Below are 25,514 nucleotides of genomic sequence, written 5' to 3'. Positions count from 1 at the left end.
CGCGGCCGTTCACAAGCGAGATCCCATCATGCTGATCGCCCTGCCCCTGCTGGCCATTCCGATCGTGCTCTACAACATTGTCATCCTGTTCGGGGCCGGGAGCGGGGGCATGACCGAGGCCGACGAACTTCTGCGTCAGGCGATGTTCTCGATTCCGATGGCGTCGGGGGCCAGCTGGAACGTCGGGGTGGGGGACCTGATCCTGTTCCTGTCGCTGATCCTGCTGTTCTTCGAGCTGCTGAAGTCGACGTCCAGCCAGAAGGTCGCGATCGTCAACCACGCCCTGTCCATGATCCTGTTCGTGGTCTGTCTGGTGGAGTTCCTGCTGATCCGCGGGTTCGCCACCTCGACCTTTTTCCTGATCACCACGATGGTCATGCTGGATGTGCTGGCCGGGTTCATCGTCACCATCGTTTCGGCCCGCAAGGACCTCGATTTCAGCGGCGGGGCCTGAACCCACCGGGCAAGCCGGTGCCGGTCAGATCAGGGCGGCGAAGATCAGGGAGACGATGATCACGTCAAAGGTGCGGGCGGCGAAGGCGAGGGTCATTGCAGTGTCCGGAAAGCACAGGATCACCCCGCCAATGCAAGCCTCGGGCCAGTGTTGCGGATCTCAGAGGTCGGTCTTGCGTATCAGCCCAGCACCCGGCCGGCGGTCCTTTTCTCCCGAATATTCAGCACCCAGGTAGCTGGCACGGGCGGCGTCCAGAACAGGCGGCCCGCCCTTCAGGCCTTTGCGCTGGCCGGTTTGACCGATCATGTGGGCGGCGAAGGCGGCCGCTGGGTCCAAGGGCGCGCTGGACGCGGCAGAGGTTGCCGGGTCCGGGGTTTCATCCACGACCGCGCTGACCGGGACCAGTTCACGGCTGTTCGACCGGGCACGGCGTTCGGCTTCGCGGCGCTGCGCCGCGCGGCGGTCGCGACCCTCGACCGGCCCCACGGGCTCGATCGGTCCCGGAGGGCGGACGCCCTCCGTCATGATTGCTTGTTGCTGGCGATGCGGTCGATCTGGGCACGCATCTCGGCCATTTGCTGCCGCATCTCGTCCAGAGCCGGGTCGGGCGCAGTGGCCGGTTCGACGGCCGCTGGCAGCTCGCCCTCAGGGCGGCCGTAGGCGAAGGCGGGGAACATCTTCATCGCGTTCTGGAACATGGCCATGTTCTGCTTGACGGCGGCCTCCATGAGATTTCCGCCGATCAGGCCCGCGGCCGGCGGCGTGCCGAACGCCTTGGTCATCTGGTCGCGAAACTGCTCCTGCTGGCGCGAGAAGTTCTCCAGCGACATTTCGAGGTAGCTGGGCAGGACGCCCTCCATCTGACCGCCGTAGAAGCCGATCAGCTGGCGCAGGAACTGGACCGGCAGCAGGGCCTGACCGCGGCTCTCTTCCTCGAAGATGATCTGCGTCAGGATCTGACGGGTCAGTTCCTCATTGGTCTTGGCGTCGAAGACGACGAAATCGGTCCCGTCGCGCACCATACGGGCCAGATCGTCAAGGGTGACATAGGCCGAGGTGGAGGTGTTGTAGAGGCGGCGGTTCGCGTATTTCTTGATGACGACGACGTCCCCGTCCTTCGTCTTTCCGCCCGTTGCATTGCTATCGGCCACTGGAGTGTCCTTGTTGCTATGCGGCGATTATCCCGCAGTGCGAAGCCGGACGCCAGTGTCCCCGTGACAGAGGCGTGTCACAGTTAGGTCAGGACGGGGGGGAGAACCACGCCCACGAGCACCGCCGCCCAGTGAACCCCGGCTCCGGCGACAACAAATCCGTGCCAGATCGCTCGCCGGAACTTGACGTTCGGGCTGATGAAAACAAAGACGCCTGCGGTGTAGATCACGCCGCCGAGCACAAGCAGACCGAGTGCGACGGGGTGTACGGTGTCGATCATCGGCTTGAGCGCGACCACGGCCAGCCAGCCGAACACAACGTAGACACCGCTCCAGAAGGCGTCGGAGATGCGGGGGGCAACCAGCTTGGCCGCCACCCCGGCGAAGGCGATGGTCCAGACGACAATGGTGAACCCCAAGGCCCAGCCGCCTTCAAAACGCTGGGTCGTGAAGGGCGTGTAGCTACCGGCGATCATCAGGAAGATGGCTGCTTCGTCGAGCCGGCGCAGCACCGGACGGGCCTTGCCTGGCCGGGTGAGGTTGTAGACGGTCGAGGCCGTAAGCATGGCGATGAGGCACAGAGCATAGACGGCCGTCGCGGTGGCGGCACCCACGCCGCCATAGAGGGCAGACAGGACCGCCAAGACGATCCCGCCGACGGCCGCCAGCGTCAGGCCCACGACATGGACAACGAGATCCGCCGTGTGTTCGGCAGGCGTTTCGTAGTGCTCTGCCAGATCGATCTCGTCCGGCGTACAAAGGCGTGTGGCGTGGCGTCTCAGCGTGTTCAGCATCGTTCAACCCAACTCGGTACCCCGGTCTGGTGTTCCGTGAATAGTGAACCCTCAGGGTGACTATTGGCTGAACGGAACGGTGACGCGTGACGAAAGCCGCCGGATGCGGCAGAAACGCCACGCCTCTCCAAGCCAGTTCCGTGACGCCTCCCCGCGTCCATTCGATCAAGGGTTTCCAATGACCACAGTTGTCATCGTCTCTGCTGCCCGCACGCCCGTAGGATCTTTCCTCGGCGCTCTGTCGTCCCTGCCTGCCTCGAGTTCTGGGGACCATTGCCATCCGCGCGGCACTGGAACGGGCCGGGGTGCCCCCGGTGGACGTCGACGAGGTCATCCTCGGTCACGTGCTGCAGGCCGCTGCGGGCCAGGGGCCGGCGCGGCAGGCGGCCATGGGAGCCGGCATTCCGAAGGAGACGCCGGCCTGGAGCCTGAACCAGATCTGCGGATCGGGACTGCGGGCTGTGGCGCTGGGCTACCAGCAGATCGCCCTGGGCGATGCGAACATCATTATCGCCGGCGGTCAGGAGAGCATGAGCCAGGCCCCGCATGCCCAGCACCTGCGCTCGGGTCAGAAGATGGGCGACCTGTCGCTGATTGACACAATGATTCGCGACGGTCTGTGGGACGCCTTTAACGGCTATCACATGGGTCAGACGGCCGAGAACATCGCCGAGCGGTACCAGATCAGCCGGGCCGATCAGGACGCCTTTGCCCTGGCCAGCCAGCACAAGGCCGAGGCGGCCCAGACCGCCGGCTGGTTCGACGAAGAGATCGTTCCTGTGGTCATCCCCGGGCGCAAGGGGGACGTGACCGTCGACCGCGACGAATACATCCGCCACGGCGCGACTTTGGAGTCGATGGAAAAGCTGCGGCCGGCCTTCACGAAGGACGGCACGGTCACGGCTGCGAACGCGTCGGGTCTGAATGACGGGGCTGCGGCCCTGGTGCTGATGTCGGCCGACGAGGCCGAGCGGCGCGGGCTGGAGCCCCTCGCCACCATCCGCTCGTGGGCGACGGCCGGAGTCGATCCGGCCGTGATGGGAACCGGGCCGATTCCTGCGTCGCGAAAGGCGCTGGAAAAAGCGGGCTGGAGCGTCGATCAGCTGGACCGGGTCGAGTCAAATGAGGCGTTCGCCGCCCAGAGTTTGTGCGTTCTCAAGGAACTTGGGCTGGACCCGGCAAAGGTGAACGTCAACGGCGGGGCGATCGCCATCGGTCACCCGATCGGGGCCTCGGGCGCGCGCATCCTGACGACCCTGTTGCACGAGCTCAAGCGGTCGGGTGGCGGCAAGGGACTGGCGACCCTGTGCATCGGCGGCGGGATGGGCGTGGCGATGTGCGTCGAGCGCGCCTGATTGACGACAGGTTAACGCCTGAGGGCGTTTGAGCGACGAAATCGCACGTGCGGCGTCCAATCGCTTGGCAACCATGGGGAGGGGGGATATGCAGCGCGCTTACAAGCGCCGCAGCCCTCTCCCGAGGCCGGTTCTATGAATTTGATGAGGATGTTTCGCATGGGACTGGGCACGCGAGCCCTGAGCACGGTCAGGGGCATTCTTGCCCCGGCGTCGCTCGCCGTCTTCTTCGCCAGCCCCGCCTGGGCGCAAGACCTGATGGGCCAGCCGACGGATCGCGGGCTGGGCCTGCAGCCTGCCGCCTCGCCGCTGAAGCATGAGGCGATCTGGTTCCATGATGTGATCCTGATGCCGATCATCGTCGGCATCTGCCTGCTGGTTCTGGGCCTGCTGGCGTGGATCGTGTTCCGCTACAACGCCAAGGCCAATCCGACCCCGGCCAGGTGGAGCCACAACACCACGGTCGAGATCATCTGGACGGTTCTGCCGGTGATGATTCTGGTGGGGATTTCGCTGTTCTCGTTCCGGCTGCTGTTCTCCTATCACGACATGCCGAACTCCTGACCTGACGGTGAAGGCCACGGGCAACCAGTGGAACTGGGCCTATGAGTATCCGGACCAGGCCGTGCCGGAGTACATCTCCAACATGCTGCCGGAGGCCGAGGCCCGGGCGCAGAATGTTCCGTATCGTCTGGCCGTGGACGAGCCGATCGTGGTGCCGGTCGGTCAGACGGTCAGGGTGCTGGTGACGGCTTCAGATGTGATCCACTCCTTTGCCCTGCCGGCCTTTGGCCTGAAGACCGACGCGGTTCCGGGCCGGGTTAACGAAACCTGGTTCCGCGCCGAGCGCACGGGCATCTTTTACGGCCAATGCTCCGAGCTGTGCGGCGTCGACCACGCCTTCATGCCGATCCAGATCAATGTCGTGACCGAAGCTGAGTTCGCGGCCTGGGTCGCCGGGCGTGGTGGCTCGATGACCCCGGCCACCGCCGCCGAGGCTCCGGGCGGTACCGCAGCGCAGATCGCGGCGGGCACGACCGGTGCCCCGACCGCAATCGACGCGGCGGTCCCCGCTGTCGCCGAGGTTCCGACCGCCCAGACTGCAACAACTCCCACCGGCACTGCTGCATCCTCCCCTGCTGCGACGGCCCCCGCCGCCGCCCCGGCCGCCCAGTAAAGCGAGCCCGAGACCGACATGGCCACTGACATCACTGCAGACACCCACATCGCGCCGGGCCACGACGCCCACGCCGAACATGATCACAAGCCGGGCTTCTTTACCCGGTGGTTCCTGTCGACCAACCACAAGGACATCGGCACCCTGTACCTGCTGTTCGCTATCATGGCGGGCATTGTGGGCGGCATCCTGTCCGGCCTGATCCGGCTGGAGCTGGCCGAGCCGGGCATCCAGTATTTTGTCGAGGGCGGAGTGATCCAGCAACTCGGCTTCGTCGAGGCGTCCAAACACGGCTACAACGTGACGGTTACGGCCCACGCCCTGATCATGATCTTCTTCATGGTCATGCCCGCCATGATCGGCGGGTTCGGCAACTGGTTCGTGCCAATCATGATCGGTGCGCCCGACATGGCCTTCCCGCGGATGAACAACATCTCGTTCTGGCTGCTGGTGTCGGCCTGGGTGCTGCTGTGCATCTCCATGTTCGTCGACGGTGGACCCGGACGTGGCTTCGGTGGCGGCTGGACCATCTATCCGCCACTGTCCACGACGGGTCACACCGGGCCGGCAATGGATCTGGCGATCTTCTCGCTGCACGTCGCGGGGGCCTCCTCGATCCTTGGGGCCATCAACTTCATCACCACCATCTTCAACATGCGCGCCCCGGGAATGACCCTGCACCGGATGCCGCTGTTCGCCTGGTCGGTGCTGATCACGGCCTTCCTGCTGCTGCTGTCGCTGCCGGTTCTGGCCGGTGCCATCACCATGCTGCTGACGGACCGCAACTTCGGCACCAGCTTCTTCGACCCGGCCGGTGGTGGTGACCCGGTGATGTTCCAGCACCTGTTCTGGTTCTTCGGTCACCCGGAAGTGTACATCCTGATCCTGCCGGGCTTCGGCATCATCAGCCACATCGTCTCGACCTTCTCGAAGAAGCCCGTGTTCGGTTACCTGGCCATGGCCTACGCCATGGTGGCCATCGGCTTCGTTGGCTTCATCGTTTGGGCCCACCACATGTACACGGTCGGCATGAGCGTGAACCTGCGGGCCTATTTCATCGCCGCCACCATGATCATCGCCGTGCCCACGGGCGTGAAGATCTTCAGCTGGATCGCCACGATGTGGGGCGGCTCGGTCAGCTTCAAGACCCCCATGCTGTGGGCCATCGGCTTCATCTTCCTGTTCACCGTCGGCGGCGTGACCGGCGTGGTGCTGTCCAATGCCGGCATCGACTACAGCCTGCACGACACCTATTACGTCGTCGCCCACTTCCACTATGTGCTGTCGCTGGGGGCCGTGTTCGCGATCTTCGCCGGCTTCTACTACTGGTTCGAGAAGATGTTCGGCGTGAAGTACAACGAGTTCCTCGGCGCGACCCATTTCTGGATCATGTTCGTCGGCGTGAACATCGTCTTCTTCCCGCAGCACTTCCTGGGTCTGCAGGGCATGCCCCGCCGCTATGTCGACTATCCGGACGCCTATGCGTTCTGGAATCTCGTGTCGTCCTACGGCTACGCCATCACGGTGGTGGGTGTCCTGGTCTTCCTCGTGATGCTGGCCGAGGCGGCGATCCGTCGCCGCGCCGGTGTGGCGAATCCGTGGGGTGAGGGGGCCACCACCCTGGAGTGGACCCTGTCCTCCCCGCCGCCCCATCACCAGTTCAACGAACTGCCGGTGGTGAAGTCGGACAGCCACTAACTCTTCCTTCCGTATCAGGATGAGGGCCGCTTCCCGTTGACGGGAGGCGGCCCCACTCATTTCATGACCCAGGTCCCGTCCCCCGCCGTCTCGACCACCCAGCCGGAAGATTTCTTCCAGCTGCTGAAGCCGCGCGTGATGTCGCTGGTGATCTTTACCGCCGCGACGGGACTGGTCGTCGCCCCCGGATCAATCCACCCGCTGGTCGCCGCCATTGCCATCCTGTGCATCGCGGTGGGTGCCGGCGCGGCCGGGGCGCTCAATATGGCGCTCGAAGGCGAAACTGACGCCCTGATGCGTCGGACTCGCGGGCGGCCGGTGGCGGCGGGTCGGCTCAAGCGCAACGACGCCCTGGCCTTCGGGGTCGTGCTGTCGGTGTTTTCGGTCATGCTGCTGGGCATGAATACCAACTGGCTGGCCGCCGGCCTGCTGGGCATGACCATCGTCTACTACGCCGTTTTCTACACGATGATGCTGAAGCGCCGGACGCCGCAGAACATCGTCATCGGGGGCGCGGCCGGGGCCTTTCCACCGGTGATCGGCTGGGCCGCAGCGACCGGGGATGCCCCGTGGCAGGCGTGGCTGCTGTTCCTGATCATCTTCCTGTGGACCCCGCCGCACAGCTGGGCGCTCGCCCTGTATTCGACCGGGGACTATGCCAAGGCCGGAATCCCGATGATGCCCGTCGCCCGCGGGGCGCGGTCCACGCGGCTGCAGATCCTGATCTACAGCATGGTCTTCGTGCCGATCGCAATCGCTCCGGGAATCGTGGGGCCGGGAGGGCCCGTCTATCTCGCGGTCTCAACCCTCGGCGGTCTGATGTTTCTCGCCCTCGCCTTCCGGCTCTGGGGGTCGCGTGCCGGTGACGCCCCGGACAAGGCCGAGGCCGTGGGGCGAGAGGCCGCATTGTATGATGTCCGGGCCGAGGCCAAACCCGCGCGTAACCTGTTCGCCTTTTCGATCCTGTATCTGATGGCGCTGTTCGCGGCTCTTCTGATCGAGAGTGTCGCTTCGTTCGGAGCTGCCTGATGCCCACCTACCTGACCCCCGAACAACTGACCGCCCGCAACCGCCGCAGCCTGTGGATCGCGATCGGTCTGGTCGCCTTCATCGTCGTGATCTTTCTGAGCACCTTCCTGCGGATGCAGCGCAATCTGGCGGAGCGCACGGCGCAGAACCAGACCGTCGCCGCGCAGGCCCGCTGATGGCTGGCAAGACCCGTTCTACTCGCCTGACCGCCCTGATCTGTGGCGGTGTGGTCCTCACCATGACCGGGGCAGCATTTGCCGCCGTGCCGCTGTATCAGCTGTTCTGCCAGGTCACCGGCTTCAACGGCACGGTGATGCGGGCCGACGCCGCGCCGACCGAGACCCTCGACCGGACGGTCTCGGTCCGATTCGATACCAACGTGCGCAATCTGCCGATGATCTTTCGCGCCGAGCAGGTCAGCCAGCGGGTGCGAATCGGCGAGACGGGCGTGGCCTATTTCGATGTGACCAACACGTCGGACAAGCCGATCCAGGCCCGGGCGTCCTACAATGTGGTGCCGGAGCAGACCGGGGCGTATTTCCAGAAGCTGCAGTGCTTCTGTTTCGACGACCAGACCATCGCAGCAGGGGAGACCCGCCAGTTTCCGGTCCAGTACTTCGTGGCTCCCGAGATGGCGACCGACGCGGAGGTCGACGGGGTTCAGGAGATCACCTTAAGCTACACCTTCTACCCCGTGGCCGAGGATGAACAGACGCGGGTTGCTGCCGCGCCGCTTCGGGCCGGTAGCACTGGCGCGGGCTGACCACCGACGCTATAGCCTCCTCCAGTTCCGCCTTTTTCCGCTCTACGCTCCAGAGATCCGACGCATGGCCAACGCCGCACCGCATCACGATTATCATCTCGTCGATCCCAGCCCCTACCCGCTGGTGTCCTCCATTGCCGTCACGGTGATGATGGTCGGGGCGGTCGCCTGGATGAAGGGACTGTTCGGCCTGCCGGAGGGCACGTCGTGGCTGTTCTTCGCCGGTCTGGCCGGCGTTCTTTACGCGGCATTCGGCTGGTGGGCGGATGTCGTGAAGGAAAGCCGGACCGGTTTCCATACCCCCGTTGTCTCGATTGGCCTGCGCTATGGCATGGTCCTGTTCATCGCGTCTGAAGTGATGTTCTTCGCCGCCTTCTTCTGGATGTTCTTCGAGATGGCGCTCTTCAACGAGGCGCGCCTGAACGTGCCCGAGATCGCCAGCTGGGCGGATACCGCCGCCGCATGGTCGACCTGGCCGCCGCGTGGCATCGAGGTTCTGGACGCCTGGCAGTTGCCGCTGCTGAACACCGTCATCCTGCTGCTGTCCGGCACGACGGTAACCTGGGCCCACCATGCGCTGCAGGTTGGCGACCGCGGCGGGGCCCGGATGGGCCTGATCATCACCGTAGCGCTCGGGATCCTGTTTACCGCCGTGCAGGTCTATGAGTACCAGCACATCCTGCACGAGAACCTGTTCTTCAACGAAGAGGCCGCCAACTCGGGCCTGTACGGCTCCATCTTCTTCATGGCGACCGGCTTCCACGGCTTCCACGTCCTGCTGGGGACCATCTTCCTCGCGGTCTGCCTGCTGCGCCTGCTGGCCGGACAGTTCACCCCCGAGAAGCATTTCGGCTTCGAGGCGGCCGCCTGGTACTGGCACTTCGTGGATGTGGTCTGGTTGTTCCTGTTCGCCTTTGTCTACGTGACCTTCGGCTAGGACAGCGATTGACCGGCGCTCCCCGCCAATCTGAACCGACAGAGCCGGCGCGGATCCAGGCGATCCGCGCCGGTCTGCTTTGCCGGTGCCCGAATTGCGGAAAGGGACGCCTGTTCGCGGGTTTCCTGAAGGTGGTGCCGACCTGCGCGATCTGCGGCTTCGATTTTGCCCGCCTGAACACGGGCGACGGGGCGGCGATCTTCGTCATGCAGATCGCGGGCGGGCTGGTGGTGTTCACGGCCCTGTTCGTCGAGATCGCCTATTCGCCGCCGATGTGGCTGCATCTGGTGGTCTTTCTGCCGCTGGTTCTGGGCCTGTCGCTGGGCCTCATGCGGCCGGGCAAGGGCGTCATGATTGCCCTGCAGATGCGCAACCGCGCCGGGCAGGCGTCGCGCCATGACTGACACCACGGCTACCAAGGCCCGCTTCCCGGTTCTGGTGACAGTGTTCCTGGCCGTCTGCGTTGTCATCCTGATTGCCCTCGGCACCTGGCAGTTGCAGCGGATGCAGTGGAAGGCGACCCTGATCGCGCGCGCGGATGAGGCCTCGGCCCTGGCCCCCGTGCCGCTGACGGAGGTCCTGACCGCCCACGAGCCGGAGTTCCGCAAGGCCTTGGTTGTCTGCCGTGGGCTGGCGACAGCCCCGTTTGTGGAACTGCAGTCGATCCATGACGGAGAGCCGGGGAGCCGGCTGATCTCGGCCTGTGTGCCGGAAGGGACAAGCCAGACCTATCTGATCGACCGGGGGTTCGTGCCCCAGACCGTGACAGACCGGCCCCGGGTCCTGCCCTCGACCCTTCCGCTGGCGCTGGTGGTGGAGCTGAGGCGATCACCCCCGCCGGGCCCCATGACGCCGGCTCCGGCAGGTCGACGCTTCTATGGACGCGACAATGCCGCGCTTTCGGCCACCTTGGGCGCTGATAGCCCGTCGGAGTTCACCCTGTTCGCCCTGACATCTCCCAATCCGGAACTCCCGGCGCTGGTCGCTTCGGCCCCGCCCGCAGCCTTCTCAAACAACCATCTCGGCTATGCCCTGACCTGGTTCGGACTGGCGCTGGCGCTTGTGGCTTTCTATGTGGCCGGGTTGATCCGTCGCTTTCGAAAGCCCGCGCCCTGACCGCTTCTGTCCATACGCTGTCGAACGGCGTCCGCCTTGTGTGTGATCCGATGCCGGGACTGCGAACCCTCGCCCTGACCGTGGCGGTCCGGGGTGGCGCGCGCTGGGAGAGCGAGAGCCGCTCGGGCTGGTCGCATCTGCTGGAACACCTTGTGTTCAAGGGGGCCGGAGAGATGGGGGCACGCGACATCGTCGAGCGGATCGAGGCCGAGGGCGGCTCGATCAATGCGGCCACCGGCTATGAGCGGACAAGTTTCGAGATCCGGGCGCTGGACGGGTCGCTGGGCCTGGCCATGCAGGTGGTGTCTGACCTGGTGTTTCGTCCCACCCTCGACGTTGCAGAGATCGAGCGCGAGAAGGATGTAGTGGCCCAGGAGATCGCCGAGGCCTTCGATACGCCGGACGATCATGTGTTCGAGATGGCCCAGACCATGGCCTTCGCCGGTCAGCCCCTCGGGCGGCCGATTCTGGGGTCGGTCGACAGCCTGCGGCCGGCCGACCGGGCCGGGGTGACGGACTGGCGGGCGCGGTTGTACTCGCCCGACCGGATGGTGGTGGCGGTGTCGGGGGCGGTCGACGAGACCGAGTTTCTGGCGCTGGCTGAGCGCTGGTTCGGGGCGGCGGTGGCCACGCCGGTCGAGGCCCCGGCGGCGGCAATGTTTGAAGGCGGAGCGGCCAGCCTGTCGCGCCGGATCGAACAGGCCAATCTGGTGTTCCAGCTGCCTGCCCTGGCGGCGTCCGACCCCGCGATTCCGGCCCTGCGGCTGTTCACCGAAATTCTCGGCGGAGGCATGGCCTCCCGGCTGTTCCAGAGCGCCCGCGAGGAGCGGGGCCTGGCCTATGCCATCGACGCCTATCAGGAACCCTATGACGACGGCGGGGTGCTGGGCATCTATGCCGGTGCGGCGGCAGACCGGGCGGTTGAGCTGGCCGAGGTCTGCGCGGACGAGATTCGCGACCTGAGCGACAAGGGGCCGACAGCGTCCGAACTGGCCCGGGCCAAGGCGGTCTTGAAGGGCGGGCTGTGGATGTCGGACGAGAGCCCTGCCAGCCGCGCTGGTCGCAATGCGGCCCAGACCCTGATGTTCGGGGCCCCGGTTCCGTCGGACGAGACGGTCAGCCGGATGGACTCGGCCACGGCGGCGGATCTCCAGGCCGTGGGGAGCCGGCTCCTGTCTCCTCGACGCGTCGCCACGGCGGTGCTCGGCCCCCGGTCGGCGGCCCCCGCCGGTGTGGCCTTCGCCAGGCGGGTCGCGGCCTGATCCGATCGCGCCGAGCGGTGGCGAGGCCCCGCTTTCGCAAGCCGGGTCGGGTGGCTAGTATGTCGCATGGCCCTGCTGGACTGGATGACGGACGCGACCGGTCCTGTGGTTGAGGGGCAGGGCATCCTGCTGCGCCCGCCCCGGGCGTCCGACTACCCCGTCTGGTCCGAGCTTCGAGCCGTGTCACGCGACTATCTTCAGCCCTGGGAGCCCGCCTGGCCGGACGATGATCTGACCCGGGCGGCCTATCGTCGGCGGCTGGGCGTCTATGCGCGTGAGATGGAACTGGGTCACGCCTGGCCGTTCTTCATTCTCGACCCTACAGGCCGGACCCTGATGGGGGCCATCACCCTGTCCAACGTGCGGCGGGGCGTCGCCGAGACCGGGACGCTGGGCTACTGGATCGGCCAGCCCTATGCCGGCCGAGGCCTGGCGACGGCCGCGGTCCGCGCCGTGGCCGGTTTTGCCTTCCGCTCCGTGCGCCTGCACCGCCTTGAGGCGTCCTGCCTGCCCAGCAATCTGGCGTCCCGGCGAGTGCTAGAGAGGGCGGGGTTCCGCAAGGAGGGCGAGGCGCGGGCTTATCTTAAAATTAACGGCGCATGGGCAGACCATATCCTGTTCGGTCTCGTGTCGGACGAATTCGTCAGTCCCTGAGGAACGTCCCGCCCGTGCAGTCGCGATCCAGAAGCCTGACCTGGGACGCGACGACGGCGATCGAGGCTTTGGCTGCGGCCGATTCGGCGCTGTGGATCTGGACGCCGGCCGAGGACCAGATTCGGTTCACCGGTGCGACCCGCTCACTGGGTCTCGGCCCGCTGGCTCCGGAATGTTCGGGATCCGCCTTTGTTGCGCTCGCCCAGCCGCAGGACCGATCGCTGGCCGAGCGGATCCTGAAACCCGCCGCGGAGGGGACGGAAGTTTCCGTCCGGCTGCGGATGCGTGAGTCCGAGACCTGCCTGTGGCGGGGCGTGTGGCTGGAGGATGGCCTGCGGGCCGCCGGGATGGTGGCCCTGGAGACACGGATCGCAGGTGGCGACAAGGATGCGCTCACCGGACTGCTGGACCGCCGCACCTTTCTGGCGCGTGCGGCCGACTCCCTGACAATGCCCGGTGAATACGATCTGGTCATCGCCGATATCGACCGCCTGAGACGCTTGAACGAAGCCCTCGGCCACGAGCGCACCGACATGGTGATCTCGGCCCTGGGGTCCCGGATGGCCGCCGCCTTTTCAGTCGACGCCTTTCCCGCACGGATCGGTGAGGATGAGTTCGTGGTCCTGCTGCCGCATGGTCCCCGAAACGCGGCCGAGCGCTTGCGTGCCGCGCTGGAGCAGCCGCTGCGCGTCGCAGGCTTCGACATCTATCCGACAGTCTCGATCGGTTCGGTCACCATTGAAGGCGGGCCGGACGCGCCCGATGCCTCGGAACTTCTTCGCCGTGCCGAGCTGGCGGTCGGGGCGGCCAAGAAGGCCGGTCGTGGCGGATCGGCGGCCTATGGTCGGGGGCTCGAGAGCGACAGCCTGTCCCGCCTGGCGCTCGAGGCCGATCTGAGGAACGCTTTCGTGCGGGGGGAGATCGAGCCGTTCTTCCAGCCGATCGTCAACCTGAACACCGGGGCCGTGGCCGGGTTCGAGGCCCTGGCGCGCTGGCGCCATCCGCGCCGCGGGCTCGTTCCGCCGGACGAATTCCTCGGCCTGGCCGATGAGATGGGGCTGATGAACGAGCTGGGTCTGATGATGATGACCCAGTCCGCGCGGCAACTGGCGGAATGGCTGAAGCGGCACGCGCGCGCCGGCAAGCTGTTCTGCAGCGTCAATCTGTCGGTCGGCGAGATCGAGCGGCCGAATCTGGTCGAGGATGTCGCCCGTGTCATCCAGGAGACGGGGCTGCCCCGGGGCGCGCTGAAGCTGGAAGTCACCGAAGGCGACATCATGCGCGACACGGCCTCGGCCGCCGTGATCCTGCAGAAGTTGAAGGACGTGGGGGCGTCGCTGGCGCTGGACGACTTCGGCACCGGATTCTCGTCCCTGTCCTATCTGGCGCGCCTGCCGTTCGACACGCTGAAGATCGACCGATACTTCGTTCTGACCATGGACAAGGACGAGGGCTCGGCCAAGATCGTCAAGTCCGTCGTCAATTTGGGACGCGACCTGTCGCTGGAAGTCGTGGCGGAGGGGGTCGAGAACGCCGGCCTGGCGGCCCTGCTGCTGGATGCCCAATGCCACTACGGCCAGGGGTTCGGCTATGCGCCGGCCCTGCCGGCACAGGAGGCCGAGGTCTATCTGAACGAAAGCCTGTCAGATGGCGCGGCCCCACTGAAGGCCCGGTCGGGCTGAGCCTCAGGCGCGGCCGCTCTGGCTGGACAGCCTGGCCGCATCCACGCCCAGACCGGCGAGCGCCCGGGTCCATTTGGTGTCGAAGTCCGCGTCGAACAGCAGATCCAGATCCGCCTCGGCGGTCAGCCAGACGTTGTCTGCGAGTTCCTCTTCCAGCTGGCCTTCGCCCCAGCCGGCGTAGCCGAGCAGGAGCACCGCCCGGCGTGGGCCCGAGAGCGGGTCGATCATGGCGGTCAGGGCCTCCCGCGTGGCGGTCAGGGCGAGACCGTCCCCGAAGGAAGAAGATGAGCCCGTCGCCATCCAGTCATCGGTGTGCAGCACGAACCCGCGCTCCCGCTCGACGGGACCGCCCACCAGCACGGGCAGGCCGGCGGCGGAGCCGGTTGACGGCAGGTCGAGCCGGCTCAGCACCTCTCCGAGGTCGACCCCGGGGGTGGGGCGGTCGATCCGAAGCCCCATGGCGTGATCGGTGCCGTGGGCACAGACGAGGATGACGGCATGTTCAAACCGCGGGTCGCCGATACCGGGCATGGCGACCAGAAGGCGGCCGGCGAGGGACTGTAAGGCGACCATGGTCCTATGATCGGTACGAACGTGACGCCGCGCAAGTGACCCTTCTGCTTGAGAACAGACTTGGCGCGGCGCACTGGCCCCCCTATCTGACGGTTCCGGCGCGGTTGCGTCATTCCTGATATCCGGAGCCTGCCATGACGATCCAGATCGGTGACCGCATCCCTTCCGCCACCCTGACCACGCCGACGGCCGAGGGCCCCCGTCCGGTTCAGACGGACGAGTTCTTCAAGGGCAAGACGGTCGCGCTGTTCGCCGTACCGGGTGCCTTCACGCCGACCTGTTCGGCCCGTCACCTGCCGGGCTTCGTCGACAACAAGGCAGCCCTGGCCGCCAAGGGAGTGGATGTCATCGCCTGCCTGTCGGTCAATGACGCGTTTGTTCTGGCCGCCTGGGCCGAGAGCCAGAGCCTGACGGCAGAGGATGTGGTGATGCTGGCGGACGGCAACGGCGACTTCACCCGCACGCTGGGGCTGACGCTGGATGCCAAGGGATTCGGCATGGGCGAACGCTCGCAGCGCTATTCCATGCTCGTCCGCGATGGCGTGGTCGAGCAGCTGAACATCGAGCAGGGTGGTGAGTTCAAGGTCTCCGCCGCCGAGCATCTTCTGGCACAGCTCTAGACGACGATCTCGCCGGGGCAACAATGCCCCGGTTCGGGGTCAGGCTGCGACTGGCTCGGAGCCCGTCGCAGCGGGCTCGCCCGAGAGCGCTTTCTGCAGCGCGCCGAGCAGAACGGCGGGCGTCAGGGGCTTGGATACGAAATAGCTCATGCCGGCCGCCATACAGGCGGCGACATCGTCCGGAGAGGTGTCGGCCGTTACGGCGATGACCGGAACCCCGGCATTCGGTCCACCCCCGGCGCGCAGTCTGCGCGTGGTCTCGCGACCGTCCAGCTCGGGCATTCGGACGTCCATGAAGATCACATCGAAGACGCTGGTCTCGCACCGGGCCAAGGCCAGAAGGCCATCCGCGGCCGTGGCGATGTCGCAGCCGAGCGGCGTCAGGATCAGTTCCACGGCGCGTCGATTAATTTCGTGGTCGTCGACCACCAGCACGCGGAGCGGGCGGTCCTCGTCCCCATCCTCGGGAGCCTTGTCTCCTTGCACCTCGGGCCCCGGCCGGGTTTCAGGGTCGGGAAGATCTGCGGCCTCCGTGACAGGCATCCGCCGGGTCAGGCTGCGGACGATGTCGCCCCGGCTGTCCTCGCCGAACGCGGGCAAGGGCGCGACCACCCGCTCACCCCGCGGAAGAATGACGGACAGGGTGAAAGCTGCCCCTTCGCCCGGCCGGCTCCGCGCTGTGAGGCGGCCGCCCATCAGTTCGGCCAGATCGCGGCTGATGCTTAGTCCCAGACCCGTGCCGCCATGTCGGGCGCTGACGCCGTCGAGCGTCTGATCGAAGGGGGTGAAGAGCCGGGCCAACTGGGCGCTGGTCATGCCCGGGCCCGTATCTGCGACCTCGATCAGGATCGCGTAGGCCGAGGGCTCCTCGCGCCAGGCCGAGAGACGCAGGGTGACCGAGCCCTCCGTGGTGAATTTCATCGCATTGGACATGAGGTTGTTCAGGACCTGACGCAGCCGCATCGGATCCCCCCTCACGCACTCGGGCATCTGACGGGCCCCTTCGACCCGCAGCTTCAGGCCGCGCGCCCTGGCTTCGCCCTGCCAGAACAGGAGGGTCTGGGCCACCAGGCTTCGCGGATTGAAGTCCGTCGCCTCGACGGTCATGCGGCCGGCGTCGAGCTTGGCGTGATCGAGCAGATCGTCGAGCAGGGCCTTCATCATCAGGCCAGCGTCCGAGATGAGAACGGCCTGTGCACGGGCGGTGCTGTCCGTCGCGCCCCGCTCCAGCTCACTTGCGCCGGTCATGATGGCGCTGATTGGCGTGCGCAGGTCGTGGCCGACGGCCGCCAGGAAGGCGGTGCGGCCTGCCATGGCCCGTTCCGCCTCGGCCCGGCGCCGGTCGGCGTCGAGGCGGGCCAGGGTCTCCGATTCAGCCGCCTGGTTCACGCGCTGCCAGGTGGAAAGGCAATACGCACCGAAGACGGCGAAGGCGACCGCGGCGGCCGTGACAAACCCGGTGGGGGCCCCGTACCAGGACATCCAGAACGGAGTCGCCGCCATGTACAGGAAGTGGGGCGTCAAGGTGGTAGCCAGGACCAGTTTCGAACGGGGCGAGTTGATCACGCCATAGATGGCACCCGAGGCGCTCAGCACGGCTGCGCACACCCCGCCCATGGGCCCGCCGGTCAGCCAGAGCGGAATGGAAAGGCTGCCAAAGGCCGCTGCGTTCAGAAAAAGGAAGACGACGCCCGCAGCCGACCGGGCCCGAGTCATCCGCTCCACATCGCCGCGGTTCACTGGCGCGAAGATGAGCAGTTCGAGAATCTGGATCAGGAAATAGGCAGTCACCCAGAAAGTGCTGAACGTCCAGCCGAACAGGGGGCTGAAGACCATGGCCGTCGCAGCACCCATGCCGAGGCGCTGGAGCAGAGCGCGACGACGTTGCCGAATGGCGGGAGCCCAGGTCGAAGCCGTCTTCATGCTGGCCTCCGACATTCACTTCCCCGACTGAAACGGCGGTGTTGGCCCCGCGCTTCCGGAGCATGCCGGATCGCCCCTAACGCTCCGTCAACGGGCCGGCGGAAATTGCTTCCTGGATGGATTTGAGGCCATCCGACCGTAGCCGTTCCGCGAGGTCGCGCTTGATCTTCCGCACCAGACCTGGCCCTTCAAAGATCAGGCACGAATAGATCTGGACGGCACAGGCCCCGGCCCGAATTCGGCGGTAGGCCTCGAGCCCCGAATCTATGCCACCGACGGCGATCAGGGGCAGCCGCCCGGCCGACGCCTCGCCCGCCGCCCTCAGGGCCTGAAGCGCCCGTGGCGCGAGGGGAGCCCCCGACAGGCCGCCGTCCTGCCCGCGATCCGGGGACATCAGGGTCGCTGGCCGGTCGAGCGTGGTGTTGGAGACGATCAGGGCATCGATCCGGTGCGCGAGGGCGGCCTCCACGATCATGGCGATCTCGGCGGCGGTGAGATCCGGAGCGATCTTCAGGAAGACAGGCGCGGCGGTGGATCGCGCCTGAGCCACCCGGCCCAGCAGATCGTCCAGCGCGTCACGGCCCTGCAGGGCCCGTAGCCCGGGGGTGTTCGGCGAGGAGATGTTGACGGTGAAATAATCCGCCAGACCGGCTAGTCGCCTGAGCCCGAGCACATAGTCCGCCGCGCGATCTTCCGTCTGCTTGTTGGCACCCAGATTGGCCCCGACCACGGAGCGGCGAGGCCGATGCTGGAGGTGGGCGGCAAAGGCCTCGAGGCCCTCATTGTTAAACCCCATCCGGTTGATGATGGCCCGGTCTTCGGAAAGACGGAACAGCCGGGGCTTGGGGTTGCCGGACTGGGCGCGGGGCGTGACGGAGCCGCATTCCACAAAGCCGAAGCCCAGTCGGGCGAGGCCGCGCAGCGCCTCGGCATTCTTGTCCAGGCCTGCCGCGAGCCCGACCGGGTTGGGGAGGTTGAGCCCGGCCACCCGGGTGGCCAGGATGGGATCGTCGTCAGGAGCCGATGGTAGCGGCAGGGTCTTCAGGGCCGCGATGGCGAGGGTGTGGGCGGTCTCCGGATCAAGCCGGCGGAAGGCCGCGACGCCGATGTCGGAGAGCATTCAGTCGGCTCCGGTCGGCGCGTCGAAGGCTTCGGCGGCGGTGACGGCGCTGACGAGCAGCGGGCCGTAGATGTGAGGAAACAGGGCACCGCCGCGCGAAGGTTCCCAGACTACGGTGTCCGCGAGGCTCTCCAGATCGACGGTCAGCAGCATCAGGTCGGCGCGCCCCGCGTAGTGTTTACGTGCCGTCTCGCCCAGCTGGGCCCCGGTGGAGAGATGGATGTAGCCGTCCGCCCGGTCCACCTCCGAACCAGCGTAGTGTCCTTCCGCTAGGGCCTCACGCCATTCCGCGGCATCAATGATCTTGTAGGCCACGGCGTCGGTCATTCGCCGGCACCGCCGCCGAAGGCCTTTGGCGTCAGGAACCCGTCGTAGAGGCAGCGACCGGCCACATCGACCTCGAAGACAGCCACAGCCCCGGTCGCGAACCCCCCGGCCATCCGGTCGAGAACCGACGGCGAGGCGGCGCTCTCGGTGAGATAGTCGAGGGCTGCGAGGTGGACGCCGGGATTGTGGGCCAGGACCAGCAGGCAACCGGCCTGATCCTCTGCGTCCTCGACGAGGCGGCGGATCACGTCCGGGGCAGCGTCATAAAGCCGGGGTTCGATCCTGAGCTCGACGTCTCCGAGAGCGTCGTGCATCGCCTCCCACGTCTGGCGAGTGCGAACCGAAGGAGACACCAGAGCCAGATCGGGCCGCAGCCCCTTGTCCGCGAGTACTGAGCCCATGAGGATTGCGTCGGCGCGGCCGCGGTCGGTGAGGGCGCGGTCCCGGTCGAGGCCGCTTTCGGCCGCGCGCTCGGTCTTGGCGTGACGCATCAGGATGAGACGGTGCATGGTGCCGCGCTTAAAGCGGTTCGCCGTTCGCATCCACCCCGCTGCGCCGTGACGCGCGATGGGCCGGCTGCGGGGCGAGACCGCCGGCCTCGGCGCGGACGCGCCGTGCGCTCCCCGAAGGACGGATGCGGGCGTAGGCCTGACGCGTGGCTTCCAGCAGGATGACGCCGGCCGCACCCGGCGCGATTCGGCGGCCGACCTGTTCAAATCCGTCCGCCAAACCCAAGAGGGGCGGCCAGGGCGGAACGTAGAGGGTCTGGGACCAGGCCGTGGGTTCCAGACCGACCTCGCGCACGAGGCGCTCCAGCTGGCTGCGGGTGAAGGGACGACCATGACCGAACGGCGTCGCTTCGGCCCGGGCCCACAGCCCCCCCCGGGCGGCGGCGGCGAGAATGATGCGACCCGCTGGTGCGAGGGCCCGCACCGCCTCGGTCAGAAGCTGGGTGGGATCCTCCGCCTCTTCCAACGCATGGACCAGAAGCACGCGATCGAAAGATCCGGCCGCGAAGGGCAGGCGGCGGTCATCTACAAGCAAGGTCCGGTTGCGTCCGGCGGCCGGCCACAGCTCAACGCCCTGGCCCGAAGGCATGGCGGCGATGACGCGTCGGGCACCCACGAAGGCGTCCAGCCACGGCGTGGCATAGCCGATGCCAAGGACATCACAACCGGGGGCCTCGCCCCAGGCATCATCCAGACGCCGGGCCAGCAGTCGGCGGACCAGCGCTCCGGTCGGCTCGCCGTAGAAGGTTCGCAGGTCTTCGATGGCGCGGCGCATGGTGAGGACTATATGGCGATCAGTGCCGCTGCACCAAGGATGACTGATGCCCCTGACCGTTCACGTGTTTCCGGCCCGGACCGACAACTATGCCTTTCTCGCCCGAGACGAGGCGACCGGGACGGTGGCGGCGATCGATACGCCCGACGCACAGGTGATCCTCGATGCCATCGCCGCCCTCGGTTGGGGCCGGTTGGACCGGGTTCTAAATACCCACTGGCACGGTGATCACACCGAGGGGAATGCGCGGCTGCAGGCCGAGACGGGCTGCGACATCCACGGTCCCGAGGAGGTCCGGCGGGTCGCGCCGCTGGATCAGGTCGTCGAGGAAGGGGATGTCGTGATGATCGGCGGGACTGCGCTGCATGTCACCGCGACCCCGGGCCATACACTGGGCCATGTCGTGTTTCGCTCGGTGACGGACGGCATCGCGTTCACCGGGGACACCCTGTTTCCCCTCGGCTGCGGACGGCTGTTTGAAGGGACGCCGGAGCAGATGTGGGACAGTCTGTGCCGGTTGCTGGCGTGGCCCGACGATACGGTGCTGTACGGGGCCCACGAGTACACCGCGGCCAATGCCCGGTTTCTGCTGAGCGTCGATGACCGGGCGGAGACGCGGGCCCATGCTGCGGCGATCTTTGCCGCGCGGGAGCGGGGTGAGCCCACCGTGCCGACGACCCTGGGGTTGGAGCGGCGGCTGAACCCCTTCCTGACGGCGGGCAACGCTCCGGAATTCGCCCGGCGGCGCGCCGCAAAGGACAGTTTCTCGGGCTGATCAGTCGTCGCGCGAGACCGCGCGGATGATGGTGGAGGACGACGGCCGGCCTTCCAGCTCCTGGGCCGGGTTGACCACGACCAGAAGATCACCCCGCCGGAAGGTGACGGAGGCCCGGTCGCCTTCGAGGAGGGTGATGCTCCGCAGGGTGTTCAGCTCGTCACGCCAGGTTGGCGAACGTGCCATCCGGATCACGGCCTCGGTGGTCACCATGAGGGCATCCACCATCAACTCCTCGGACTGGTCACCGCTCAGGTTGATGACCACCAGCCGCCCCAGCGCCTGGCTGACCTGACTGCCGCGCTGGTTCATCAGGCTGAACAGGCCAATCGGGCCCAGCGGCGGGAGCACCAGCGGGGCCGCACCGCCGACGAGGGAGGCCGGCGATCCATTGGGGGCCCGCTGGGTGTACAGGGTGACGCCGCCGCCCGGAGTTACCCGGAGAACCTGGGCCCCGGCGTCATTGCGATAGATGATGTCGCCCCGCGGTGCGGGGGTGGGGCGCAGAACCCAGGTTTCGGTGCGGCGCTCGAACCGGAACAGGGGACGTGACCGGGTGCCGTCAAAGATGAAAGGCTCGCCGCTTTCAGACATGTATCGTCCGGACGGTGGCGCGCCCGACAGCGACGGCCGGACGCTGATGGCACGGCTCTGTTCGGCCTGGGCGTTGGCGCGAGCCTGTGTTGCGTCGAACGCACGGGCGGTAGTGGGTCCGACCAGGCAGGCGAGCGCGGCGGCGGCGGCAACCGCCAGCGCCGCCGGGATCGGCTTTATTGCCGCCTCGACCTTGACCCTTGATCTCATGGTAAAAAGGGTTGCGCGCCGGGCGCGGCAGATTTTGGGCGAGGTCGCGTCAGCCGACGAGGTATTGACCGCCGTTCAATGACAGGGTGCAGCCTGTGACATATCCGGCACGCTCTCCGGACAGCCAGGACACCATGTCGGCGATCTCCTCACCCTTGCCGAGGCGGCCCACCGGGATCTGGGCGACGATGGCCGCCAGGACCTTTTCGTCCATCGCCCCGACCATTTCGGTGTCGATATAGCCGGGGGCGATACAGTTGACGGTCACGCCTTTTCGAGCGTTTTCAAGGGCCAGGGCCTTGGTGAAGCCGATCATGCCGGCCTTGGCGGCCGAATAGTTGGTCTGGCCGATCTGGCCCTTCTGACCGTTGATCGAGGAGATGTTGACGATGCGGCCATAGCCGCGATCGCGCATGCCGTTGATGACCTGGCGCGTCATGTTGAACACACTGTCCATATTGACGCGGATGACGTCGGACCACTGATCGGCGGTCATCTTGTGGAAGAAGCCGTCGCGGGTGATGCCGGCATTGTTGACCAGCACGTCGATCGGGCCGAGTTCGGCCTCGACCTCGGCGACCGCGCGGGCGCAGTCGTCATAGGAGCCGACGTTGCCCTTGACGACCATGACCCCCAGCTCCCGGGCCGTGGCCTCGGCCGCTTCCGTATTGCCGGAATAGCCGGCGGCGACCGCCAGGCCATCCTCCTTGAGGCGCTGGGCGATCGCCTTGCCGATCCCGCGGGTTCCACCCGTGACGAAAGCCACTCGAGCCATGTGCGTTCCTGTTCCCTGCCTGGCTCAGTCTGATGCGAAGCCTTGTGGTGAACAGGTGTAGCGGCTCGGCGGTTGCGCGCAAACCCCGCTACAGCTGCGCCATATCCAGCACGAAGCGGTAGCGGACGTCGGACTTGCCCATCCGCTCATAGGCCTCGTTGATCCGGTCGGGCGCGATGACCTCGACGTCGCAGGCGATGTCATTGGCGGCGCAGAAGTCCAGCATCTCCTGGGTCTCGCGGATGCCGCCGATCAGGGAGCCGGCGACCGAACGGCGTCGCCACAGCAGACCCATGGCATAGACCGGCAGGCCCTCGGTGGTCAGGCCCAGCATGACCATGGTGCCGTCCTTCGCCAGCAGCTGGATCTGCCCCGCGATCTCGTGGGTCGCGGACACGGTGTTGATGATCAGATCGAAACTTTCGGCCGCCGCCGCCATCGCTGCCTTGTCGGAGTTGATGAGGAAATGCTTCGCGCCCATCCGCTCGGCATCGGCCTTCTTGCGATCGGACGTGGAGATGACCGTCACCTCGGCCCCCATGGCCGCCGCCTGTTTGACGGCCATATGGCCGAGACCGCCGAGACCCACGACCGCGACCTTCGAGCCGGGGCCGATCTTCCAGTGCTTCAGCGGCGAATAGGTGGTGATGCCGGCGCACAGCAGGGGGGCTGCGGCGTCCAGCGGGATCGAGTCCGGGATGGACAGGACGTAGTTCTGGTCCACCGTGATGTGGTCCGAGTAGCCGCCCTGGGTCACCGTCTGATTGACCGGGCCGCCCTTGGGGTCGGCCGAGCCATAGGTCTGGGTCATGCCGGGGACGCAATACTGTTCCTCGCCCTCGCGGCAGGGGGCACAGGTGCGGCAGCTGTCGACCATACAGCCGACCCCGACGCGGTCGCCGACCTTGAACTTCGTCACGTTGGCCCCGACCGCCGAAACGACGCCCGCGACCTCATGCCCCGGGACGATGGGGTAGCGGGTGTTGCCGAGCTCATTGGCGGCGACGTGCAGGTCGGAGTGGCAGAACTCCGCAGAACTTCACGTCGATCGCGACATCGTCCGGACCCGGATCACGGCGCTCGAAGCTGTAGGGCTCCAGCGGCCTGTCGGCGGCGACGGCGGCGAAGGCGCGTGTGGCGATGGGCATGAGGGATCAGTCCGGATTGTCGGCAGGGCCATTTAGATGTGGCTGGCGGCGGGTTGCCGCAAGGCGAAGTGGACTCCGAAAAACACAGTCCGTTGAGTCCGTTGAGTCCGCTTCGTCCACCGGGGCCACCCCTGTATGGGGCCGGGTCCGACCCCCAAAAGTCACCCTGGCACGGCGATGCGTCAGAATCGGACGTATCGGCGCGGCCTCAGCCCGGCTTTCCGATCAGGTTTGCGCTGCTGCCGGGTTGCGCACCCCGGTCCCGGTGATCGCAGCCGGAGACCGAGCCCGCGTCCAGAGAGCGGACCTTGGGAAGGGCTGTTCGGGGACGACGAATGATCCTCAGCCCGTTGTGGCAGGTCGAGTGCCGTCGATCCGCTCCATGCGGCGCAGCACCTTGTTGGCCGGGTCGATCAGTACATGAGCGTTCGCCGGTACAGCCAGTGACCCTTGCCCGCCGGTCATGGGAACGGTCTGGACCACGCCGTTCACCTCGACCTCTACCGGCATGGGGAAGGCCTCGCCGTCGCCGGTGACCCAGCGCAGGGTCAGCCCGTCGCCTTCGCGCTTCTCGATCAGATCGGGCAGGACCGCCTGATAGAGGTAGCCCCTGAAGAACCAACCGAAGTCGCCGCCGGTCTCCTCATTGACCAGCGCCAGAAACTCCGGCGTCGAGGCGTAGCGGGGCTGGAAATTGCCCGGCGCTGGATCGGGACGGCCATAGACCAGCCTTCGCACCGCGTTGAAGAAGGCCTCGTCGCCGATCAGCAGTCGCAGCGAATGGGCGATGAGACTGCCCTTGGAGTAGATGTCGCCGCCCGGCCCGATGGCACCGTCATAGACCTGATCCTCGGTCTTCAGAGTGCCGGAGACGACCGGAAAGGCATTGCGAAGGCCCCGGCGCTGGCTTGACAGCGACACCTGCATGTAGCGGTCGCCGTTCAGCCAGCGGTCGTAGAGCGGCTGCATATAGCTGCCAAGGCCTTCGTGCAGCCACATGTCGTCGGCGTTGACGTTGGTCAGCTGGTTGCCGAACCACTCGTGCGACAGCTCGTGGTGCAGCAGCCAGTCGAAGCCACGCCCGTCGATCTTGTAGGCGTTGCCATAGGCGTTAATCGTCTGGTGCTCCATTCCGAGGTGCGGGGTCTCGACCACCCCCATCTTCTCGTCGCCGAAGGGGTAGGGACCGACGGTCGCTTCATAGAAGTCCATCATGGGCGCGAACTCGGCGAACAGGCCGCGCACCTTGGTGAGATCATCCGAGCGCAGGTACCAATAGGTCATCGGCACGACGTTGCCGAAGCGACTGTGATAGTCGGCCGTCATAGCCTCATACGGCCCGATGTTCAGGGCGATGGCGTATGTGTTCGGATTGGCCGCCGACCAGTTCCAGGTCGTCCAGCCGTCAGCACCGGTGGTCATGCCGAGGAAACGTCCGTTCGATGGCGCCGACAGGCCGGGCGGCACGGTAATGTGCAGGTCCACGCGGCCCGGCTCGGCCAGCGGGTGGTCAATGCAAGGCCAGAAGATGTCGCAGCCCTCGCCCTGAACCGCCGTGGCGATCCACGGCTCGCCCGAGGGCGCCGTGGCCCAGCTGAAGCCGCCGTCCCACGGCGAGTTCGGGGCCACACGAGGCGCACCGGCATACTCGATACGCACCGACACGGTCTCGCCAGCAGCGAGTGTGCTGCCCAGCGGGATGGTCATGCGACCTTCCGGGTTGGTCCAGTTCGTGACCACCGCTCCGTCCACAGCGACGGCCGAGACCGGCAGAATGGTGTCCAGCTCGACCACTATGGCCGACACCGGTGCCGTAGCGCTGAAGTGGAGCACGGCAACCGCGTCGATGGTCTTCGTCTCTGGCATGACCCGGATCGAAAGGTCGGCCTTATCGAACCGCACGGCAAGTTGCTCGGGCGTGCGCAGCTGGTCGGTCTGGAGGGTGAAGTCGGTGGATTGGGGAGCTGCCACCGCGAGTGGCTGGGTCTGGGCCAGGACCGCTGTGGCTGGCGTGGCGCACGCGGCCAGGCTGAGCGCCAGCAAAGAGGTGCCGATGAGGGGGTTCGAAACGGAACTGAACACAACAGAACTCC

25 protein-coding genes and 3 pseudogenes are annotated in these 25,514 nt (G+C 66.6%); 15 read left to right on the top strand and 13 right to left on the bottom strand.

What is annotated here, in order from left to right; translation table 11 throughout:
- The first annotated feature begins 28 nt into the window (after positions 1-28).
- Positions 29-454: a hypothetical protein gene (locus SJY26_RS00940; protein ID WP_396594301.1), complete on the top strand. Its 426-nt coding sequence runs from the start codon at positions 29-31 to the stop codon at positions 452-454.
- A gap of 159 nt (positions 455-613) precedes the next feature.
- Here SJY26_RS00940 and SJY26_RS00935 read toward each other — a convergent pair whose 3' ends face one another.
- From SJY26_RS00935 to SJY26_RS00925, 3 genes are all read right to left on the bottom strand, one after another.
- Positions 614-979, bottom strand: a complete 366-nt coding sequence (locus SJY26_RS00935) for a hypothetical protein (RefSeq protein WP_396594300.1) — start codon at positions 977-979, stop codon at positions 614-616.
- Positions 976-1,605 (bottom strand): polyhydroxyalkanoate synthesis repressor PhaR, encoded by a 630-nt coding sequence (phaR, locus tag SJY26_RS00930; protein WP_396594299.1) that lies wholly within the window; start codon positions 1,603-1,605, stop codon positions 976-978. The genes SJY26_RS00935 and phaR overlap by 4 nt, the downstream gene beginning before the upstream one ends.
- A gap of 83 nt (positions 1,606-1,688) precedes the next feature.
- Positions 1,689-2,399: a hemolysin III family protein gene (locus SJY26_RS00925; RefSeq protein ID WP_396594298.1), complete on the bottom strand. Its 711-nt coding sequence runs from the start codon at positions 2,397-2,399 to the stop codon at positions 1,689-1,691.
- Between the two features lie 178 nt (positions 2,400-2,577).
- Here SJY26_RS00925 and SJY26_RS00920 point away from each other — a divergent pair.
- From SJY26_RS00920 to SJY26_RS00865, 12 genes and pseudogenes are all read left to right on the top strand, one after another.
- A pseudogene (locus SJY26_RS00920) lies at positions 2,578-3,754 on the top strand (acetyl-CoA C-acetyltransferase).
- 159 nt (positions 3,755-3,913) lie between these two features.
- Positions 3,914-4,931: pseudogene (coxB, locus tag SJY26_RS00915) on the top strand (cytochrome c oxidase subunit II).
- A gap of 18 nt (positions 4,932-4,949) precedes the next feature.
- Positions 4,950-6,629, top strand: a complete 1,680-nt coding sequence (gene ctaD, locus SJY26_RS00910) for a cytochrome c oxidase subunit I (protein WP_396594297.1) — start codon at positions 4,950-4,952, stop codon at positions 6,627-6,629.
- Positions 6,630-6,692: 63 nt separating this feature from the next.
- Positions 6,693-7,658, top strand: a complete 966-nt coding sequence (cyoE, locus tag SJY26_RS00905; protein WP_396594296.1) for a heme o synthase — start codon at positions 6,693-6,695, stop codon at positions 7,656-7,658.
- The gene (locus SJY26_RS00900) at positions 7,658-7,834 is read left to right on the top strand and encodes a hypothetical protein (RefSeq protein ID WP_396594295.1); all 177 of its coding nucleotides are present in this window, start codon (positions 7,658-7,660) and stop codon (positions 7,832-7,834) included. The genes cyoE and SJY26_RS00900 overlap by 1 nt, the downstream gene beginning before the upstream one ends.
- Positions 7,834-8,421 carry a cytochrome c oxidase assembly protein gene (locus tag SJY26_RS00895; protein ID WP_396594294.1) on the top strand — a complete coding sequence of 196 codons (588 nt, stop codon included), beginning with the start codon at positions 7,834-7,836 and terminating at the stop codon, positions 8,419-8,421. The genes SJY26_RS00900 and SJY26_RS00895 overlap by 1 nt, the downstream gene beginning before the upstream one ends.
- A 64-nt stretch (positions 8,422-8,485) precedes the next feature.
- Positions 8,486-9,358, top strand: coding sequence for a cytochrome c oxidase subunit 3 (locus SJY26_RS00890; RefSeq protein ID WP_396594293.1), 873 nt, complete (start codon positions 8,486-8,488; stop codon positions 9,356-9,358).
- Between the two features lie 8 nt (positions 9,359-9,366).
- Complete coding sequence (locus SJY26_RS00885; RefSeq protein WP_396594292.1) at positions 9,367-9,762, top strand: DUF983 domain-containing protein; 396 nt, start codon at positions 9,367-9,369, stop codon at positions 9,760-9,762.
- Entirely contained in the window at positions 9,755-10,474 is a 720-nt protein-coding gene (locus SJY26_RS00880) for an SURF1 family protein (RefSeq protein ID WP_396594291.1), read from the top strand. Before SJY26_RS00885 ends, SJY26_RS00880 begins: the two co-directional genes overlap by 8 nt.
- Positions 10,475-10,524: 50 nt before the next feature.
- Positions 10,525-11,736, top strand: a complete 1,212-nt coding sequence (locus SJY26_RS00875; protein WP_396594290.1) for a M16 family metallopeptidase — start codon at positions 10,525-10,527, stop codon at positions 11,734-11,736.
- A 66-nt stretch (positions 11,737-11,802) separates the two neighbouring features.
- Positions 11,803-12,390, top strand: a complete 588-nt coding sequence (locus SJY26_RS00870) for a GNAT family N-acetyltransferase (protein WP_396594289.1) — start codon at positions 11,803-11,805, stop codon at positions 12,388-12,390.
- Positions 12,391-12,404: 14 nt separating this feature from the next.
- Positions 12,405-14,072 carry a putative bifunctional diguanylate cyclase/phosphodiesterase gene (locus SJY26_RS00865; RefSeq protein WP_396594288.1) on the top strand — a complete coding sequence of 556 codons (1,668 nt, stop codon included), beginning with the start codon at positions 12,405-12,407 and terminating at the stop codon, positions 14,070-14,072.
- A gap of 3 nt (positions 14,073-14,075) precedes the next feature.
- On the opposite strand, the gene SJY26_RS00860 is transcribed toward SJY26_RS00865, so the two are convergent.
- On the bottom strand, positions 14,076-14,645 hold the full coding sequence (locus tag SJY26_RS00860; RefSeq protein ID WP_396594287.1) for a YqgE/AlgH family protein: 570 nt from the start codon (positions 14,643-14,645) through the stop codon (positions 14,076-14,078).
- 134 nt (positions 14,646-14,779) lie between these two features.
- On the opposite strand from SJY26_RS00860, the gene SJY26_RS00855 reads away from it, so the two are divergent.
- On the top strand, positions 14,780-15,265 hold the full coding sequence (locus SJY26_RS00855) for a peroxiredoxin (protein WP_396594286.1): 486 nt from the start codon (positions 14,780-14,782) through the stop codon (positions 15,263-15,265).
- Positions 15,266-15,304: 39 nt separating this feature from the next.
- Here SJY26_RS00855 and SJY26_RS00850 read toward each other — a convergent pair whose 3' ends face one another.
- From SJY26_RS00850 to SJY26_RS00830, 5 genes are all read right to left on the bottom strand, one after another.
- A complete protein-coding gene (locus tag SJY26_RS00850; protein ID WP_396594285.1) occupies positions 15,305-17,188 on the bottom strand; it encodes an ATP-binding protein in 1,884 nt (627 codons plus the stop codon).
- Between the two features lie 76 nt (positions 17,189-17,264).
- Positions 17,265-18,308: a quinone-dependent dihydroorotate dehydrogenase gene (locus SJY26_RS00845; RefSeq protein ID WP_396594284.1), complete on the bottom strand. Its 1,044-nt coding sequence runs from the start codon at positions 18,306-18,308 to the stop codon at positions 17,265-17,267.
- The gene (locus SJY26_RS00840; RefSeq protein ID WP_396594283.1) at positions 18,309-18,635 is read right to left on the bottom strand and encodes a DUF952 domain-containing protein; all 327 of its coding nucleotides are present in this window, start codon (positions 18,633-18,635) and stop codon (positions 18,309-18,311) included.
- On the bottom strand, positions 18,632-19,144 hold the full coding sequence (locus SJY26_RS00835; RefSeq protein ID WP_396594282.1) for a SixA phosphatase family protein: 513 nt from the start codon (positions 19,142-19,144) through the stop codon (positions 18,632-18,634). Before SJY26_RS00835 ends, SJY26_RS00840 begins: the two co-directional genes overlap by 4 nt.
- Positions 19,145-19,154: 10 nt before the next feature.
- A complete protein-coding gene (locus SJY26_RS00830) occupies positions 19,155-19,919 on the bottom strand; it encodes a methyltransferase domain-containing protein (RefSeq protein WP_396594281.1) in 765 nt (254 codons plus the stop codon).
- Between the two features lie 46 nt (positions 19,920-19,965).
- Between SJY26_RS00830 and gloB the strand changes: the two genes are divergently transcribed.
- Positions 19,966-20,694, top strand: a complete 729-nt coding sequence (gene gloB / locus SJY26_RS00825) for a hydroxyacylglutathione hydrolase (RefSeq protein ID WP_396594280.1) — start codon at positions 19,966-19,968, stop codon at positions 20,692-20,694.
- Here the strand turns inward: gloB and SJY26_RS00820 are convergent, their stop codons facing one another.
- The 4 genes and pseudogenes from SJY26_RS00820 to SJY26_RS00805 form a co-directional block, all read right to left on the bottom strand.
- Positions 20,695-21,498 carry a DUF4908 domain-containing protein gene (locus SJY26_RS00820; protein WP_396594279.1) on the bottom strand — a complete coding sequence of 268 codons (804 nt, stop codon included), beginning with the start codon at positions 21,496-21,498 and terminating at the stop codon, positions 20,695-20,697.
- A 49-nt stretch (positions 21,499-21,547) separates the two neighbouring features.
- Positions 21,548-22,273: an acetoacetyl-CoA reductase gene (phbB, locus tag SJY26_RS00815; protein WP_396594278.1), complete on the bottom strand. Its 726-nt coding sequence runs from the start codon at positions 22,271-22,273 to the stop codon at positions 21,548-21,550.
- Between the two features lie 88 nt (positions 22,274-22,361).
- Positions 22,362-23,421, bottom strand: a pseudogene (locus SJY26_RS00810) (NAD(P)-dependent alcohol dehydrogenase).
- A 342-nt stretch (positions 23,422-23,763) separates the two neighbouring features.
- A complete protein-coding gene (locus tag SJY26_RS00805) occupies positions 23,764-25,503 on the bottom strand; it encodes a M1 family metallopeptidase (RefSeq protein WP_396594277.1) in 1,740 nt (579 codons plus the stop codon).
- Positions 25,504-25,514 lie beyond the last annotated feature (11 nt).

Source organism: Brevundimonas sp. R86498 (assembly GCF_044598075.1).
In the GTDB taxonomy this organism is placed as follows: Bacteria; Pseudomonadota; Alphaproteobacteria; order Caulobacterales; family Caulobacteraceae; genus Brevundimonas.
Note: the sequence above shows the minus strand (reverse complement) of the source record. Positions and strands in the feature narration are given on the sequence as shown.

What these genes read in the sequence shown, in the direction of transcription:
- SJY26_RS00940 (WP_396594301.1), top strand. Translation starts at nt 29, where the DNA reads ATGCTGATCGCCCTGCCCCTGCTGGCCATTCCGATCGTGCTCTACAAC.
- SJY26_RS00935 (WP_396594300.1), bottom strand. Translation starts at nt 979, where the DNA reads ATGACGGAGGGCGTCCGCCCTCCGGGACCGATCGAGCCCGTGGGGCCG.
- SJY26_RS00925 (WP_396594298.1), bottom strand. Translation starts at nt 2,399, where the DNA reads ATGCTGAACACGCTGAGACGCCACGCCACACGCCTTTGTACGCCGGAC.
- ctaD (WP_396594297.1), top strand. Translation starts at nt 4,950, where the DNA reads ATGGCCACTGACATCACTGCAGACACCCACATCGCGCCGGGCCACGAC.
- cyoE (WP_396594296.1), top strand. Translation starts at nt 6,693, where the DNA reads ATGACCCAGGTCCCGTCCCCCGCCGTCTCGACCACCCAGCCGGAAGAT.
- SJY26_RS00900 (WP_396594295.1), top strand. Translation starts at nt 7,658, where the DNA reads ATGCCCACCTACCTGACCCCCGAACAACTGACCGCCCGCAACCGCCGC.
- SJY26_RS00895 (WP_396594294.1), top strand. Translation starts at nt 7,834, where the DNA reads ATGGCTGGCAAGACCCGTTCTACTCGCCTGACCGCCCTGATCTGTGGC.
- SJY26_RS00890 (WP_396594293.1), top strand. Translation starts at nt 8,486, where the DNA reads ATGGCCAACGCCGCACCGCATCACGATTATCATCTCGTCGATCCCAGC.
- SJY26_RS00880 (WP_396594291.1), top strand. Translation starts at nt 9,755, where the DNA reads ATGACTGACACCACGGCTACCAAGGCCCGCTTCCCGGTTCTGGTGACA.
- SJY26_RS00875 (WP_396594290.1), top strand. Translation starts at nt 10,525, where the DNA reads ATGCCGGGACTGCGAACCCTCGCCCTGACCGTGGCGGTCCGGGGTGGC.
- SJY26_RS00870 (WP_396594289.1), top strand. Translation starts at nt 11,803, where the DNA reads ATGGCCCTGCTGGACTGGATGACGGACGCGACCGGTCCTGTGGTTGAG.
- SJY26_RS00860 (WP_396594287.1), bottom strand. Translation starts at nt 14,645, where the DNA reads ATGGTCGCCTTACAGTCCCTCGCCGGCCGCCTTCTGGTCGCCATGCCC.
- SJY26_RS00855 (WP_396594286.1), top strand. Translation starts at nt 14,780, where the DNA reads ATGACGATCCAGATCGGTGACCGCATCCCTTCCGCCACCCTGACCACG.
- SJY26_RS00850 (WP_396594285.1), bottom strand. Translation starts at nt 17,188, where the DNA reads ATGAAGACGGCTTCGACCTGGGCTCCCGCCATTCGGCAACGTCGTCGC.
- SJY26_RS00845 (WP_396594284.1), bottom strand. Translation starts at nt 18,308, where the DNA reads ATGCTCTCCGACATCGGCGTCGCGGCCTTCCGCCGGCTTGATCCGGAG.
- SJY26_RS00840 (WP_396594283.1), bottom strand. Translation starts at nt 18,635, where the DNA reads ATGACCGACGCCGTGGCCTACAAGATCATTGATGCCGCGGAATGGCGT.
- SJY26_RS00835 (WP_396594282.1), bottom strand. Translation starts at nt 19,144, where the DNA reads ATGCACCGTCTCATCCTGATGCGTCACGCCAAGACCGAGCGCGCGGCC.
- SJY26_RS00830 (WP_396594281.1), bottom strand. Translation starts at nt 19,919, where the DNA reads ATGCGCCGCGCCATCGAAGACCTGCGAACCTTCTACGGCGAGCCGACC.
- gloB (WP_396594280.1), top strand. Translation starts at nt 19,966, where the DNA reads ATGCCCCTGACCGTTCACGTGTTTCCGGCCCGGACCGACAACTATGCC.
- SJY26_RS00820 (WP_396594279.1), bottom strand. Translation starts at nt 21,498, where the DNA reads ATGAGATCAAGGGTCAAGGTCGAGGCGGCAATAAAGCCGATCCCGGCG.
- phbB (WP_396594278.1), bottom strand. Translation starts at nt 22,273, where the DNA reads ATGGCTCGAGTGGCTTTCGTCACGGGTGGAACCCGCGGGATCGGCAAG.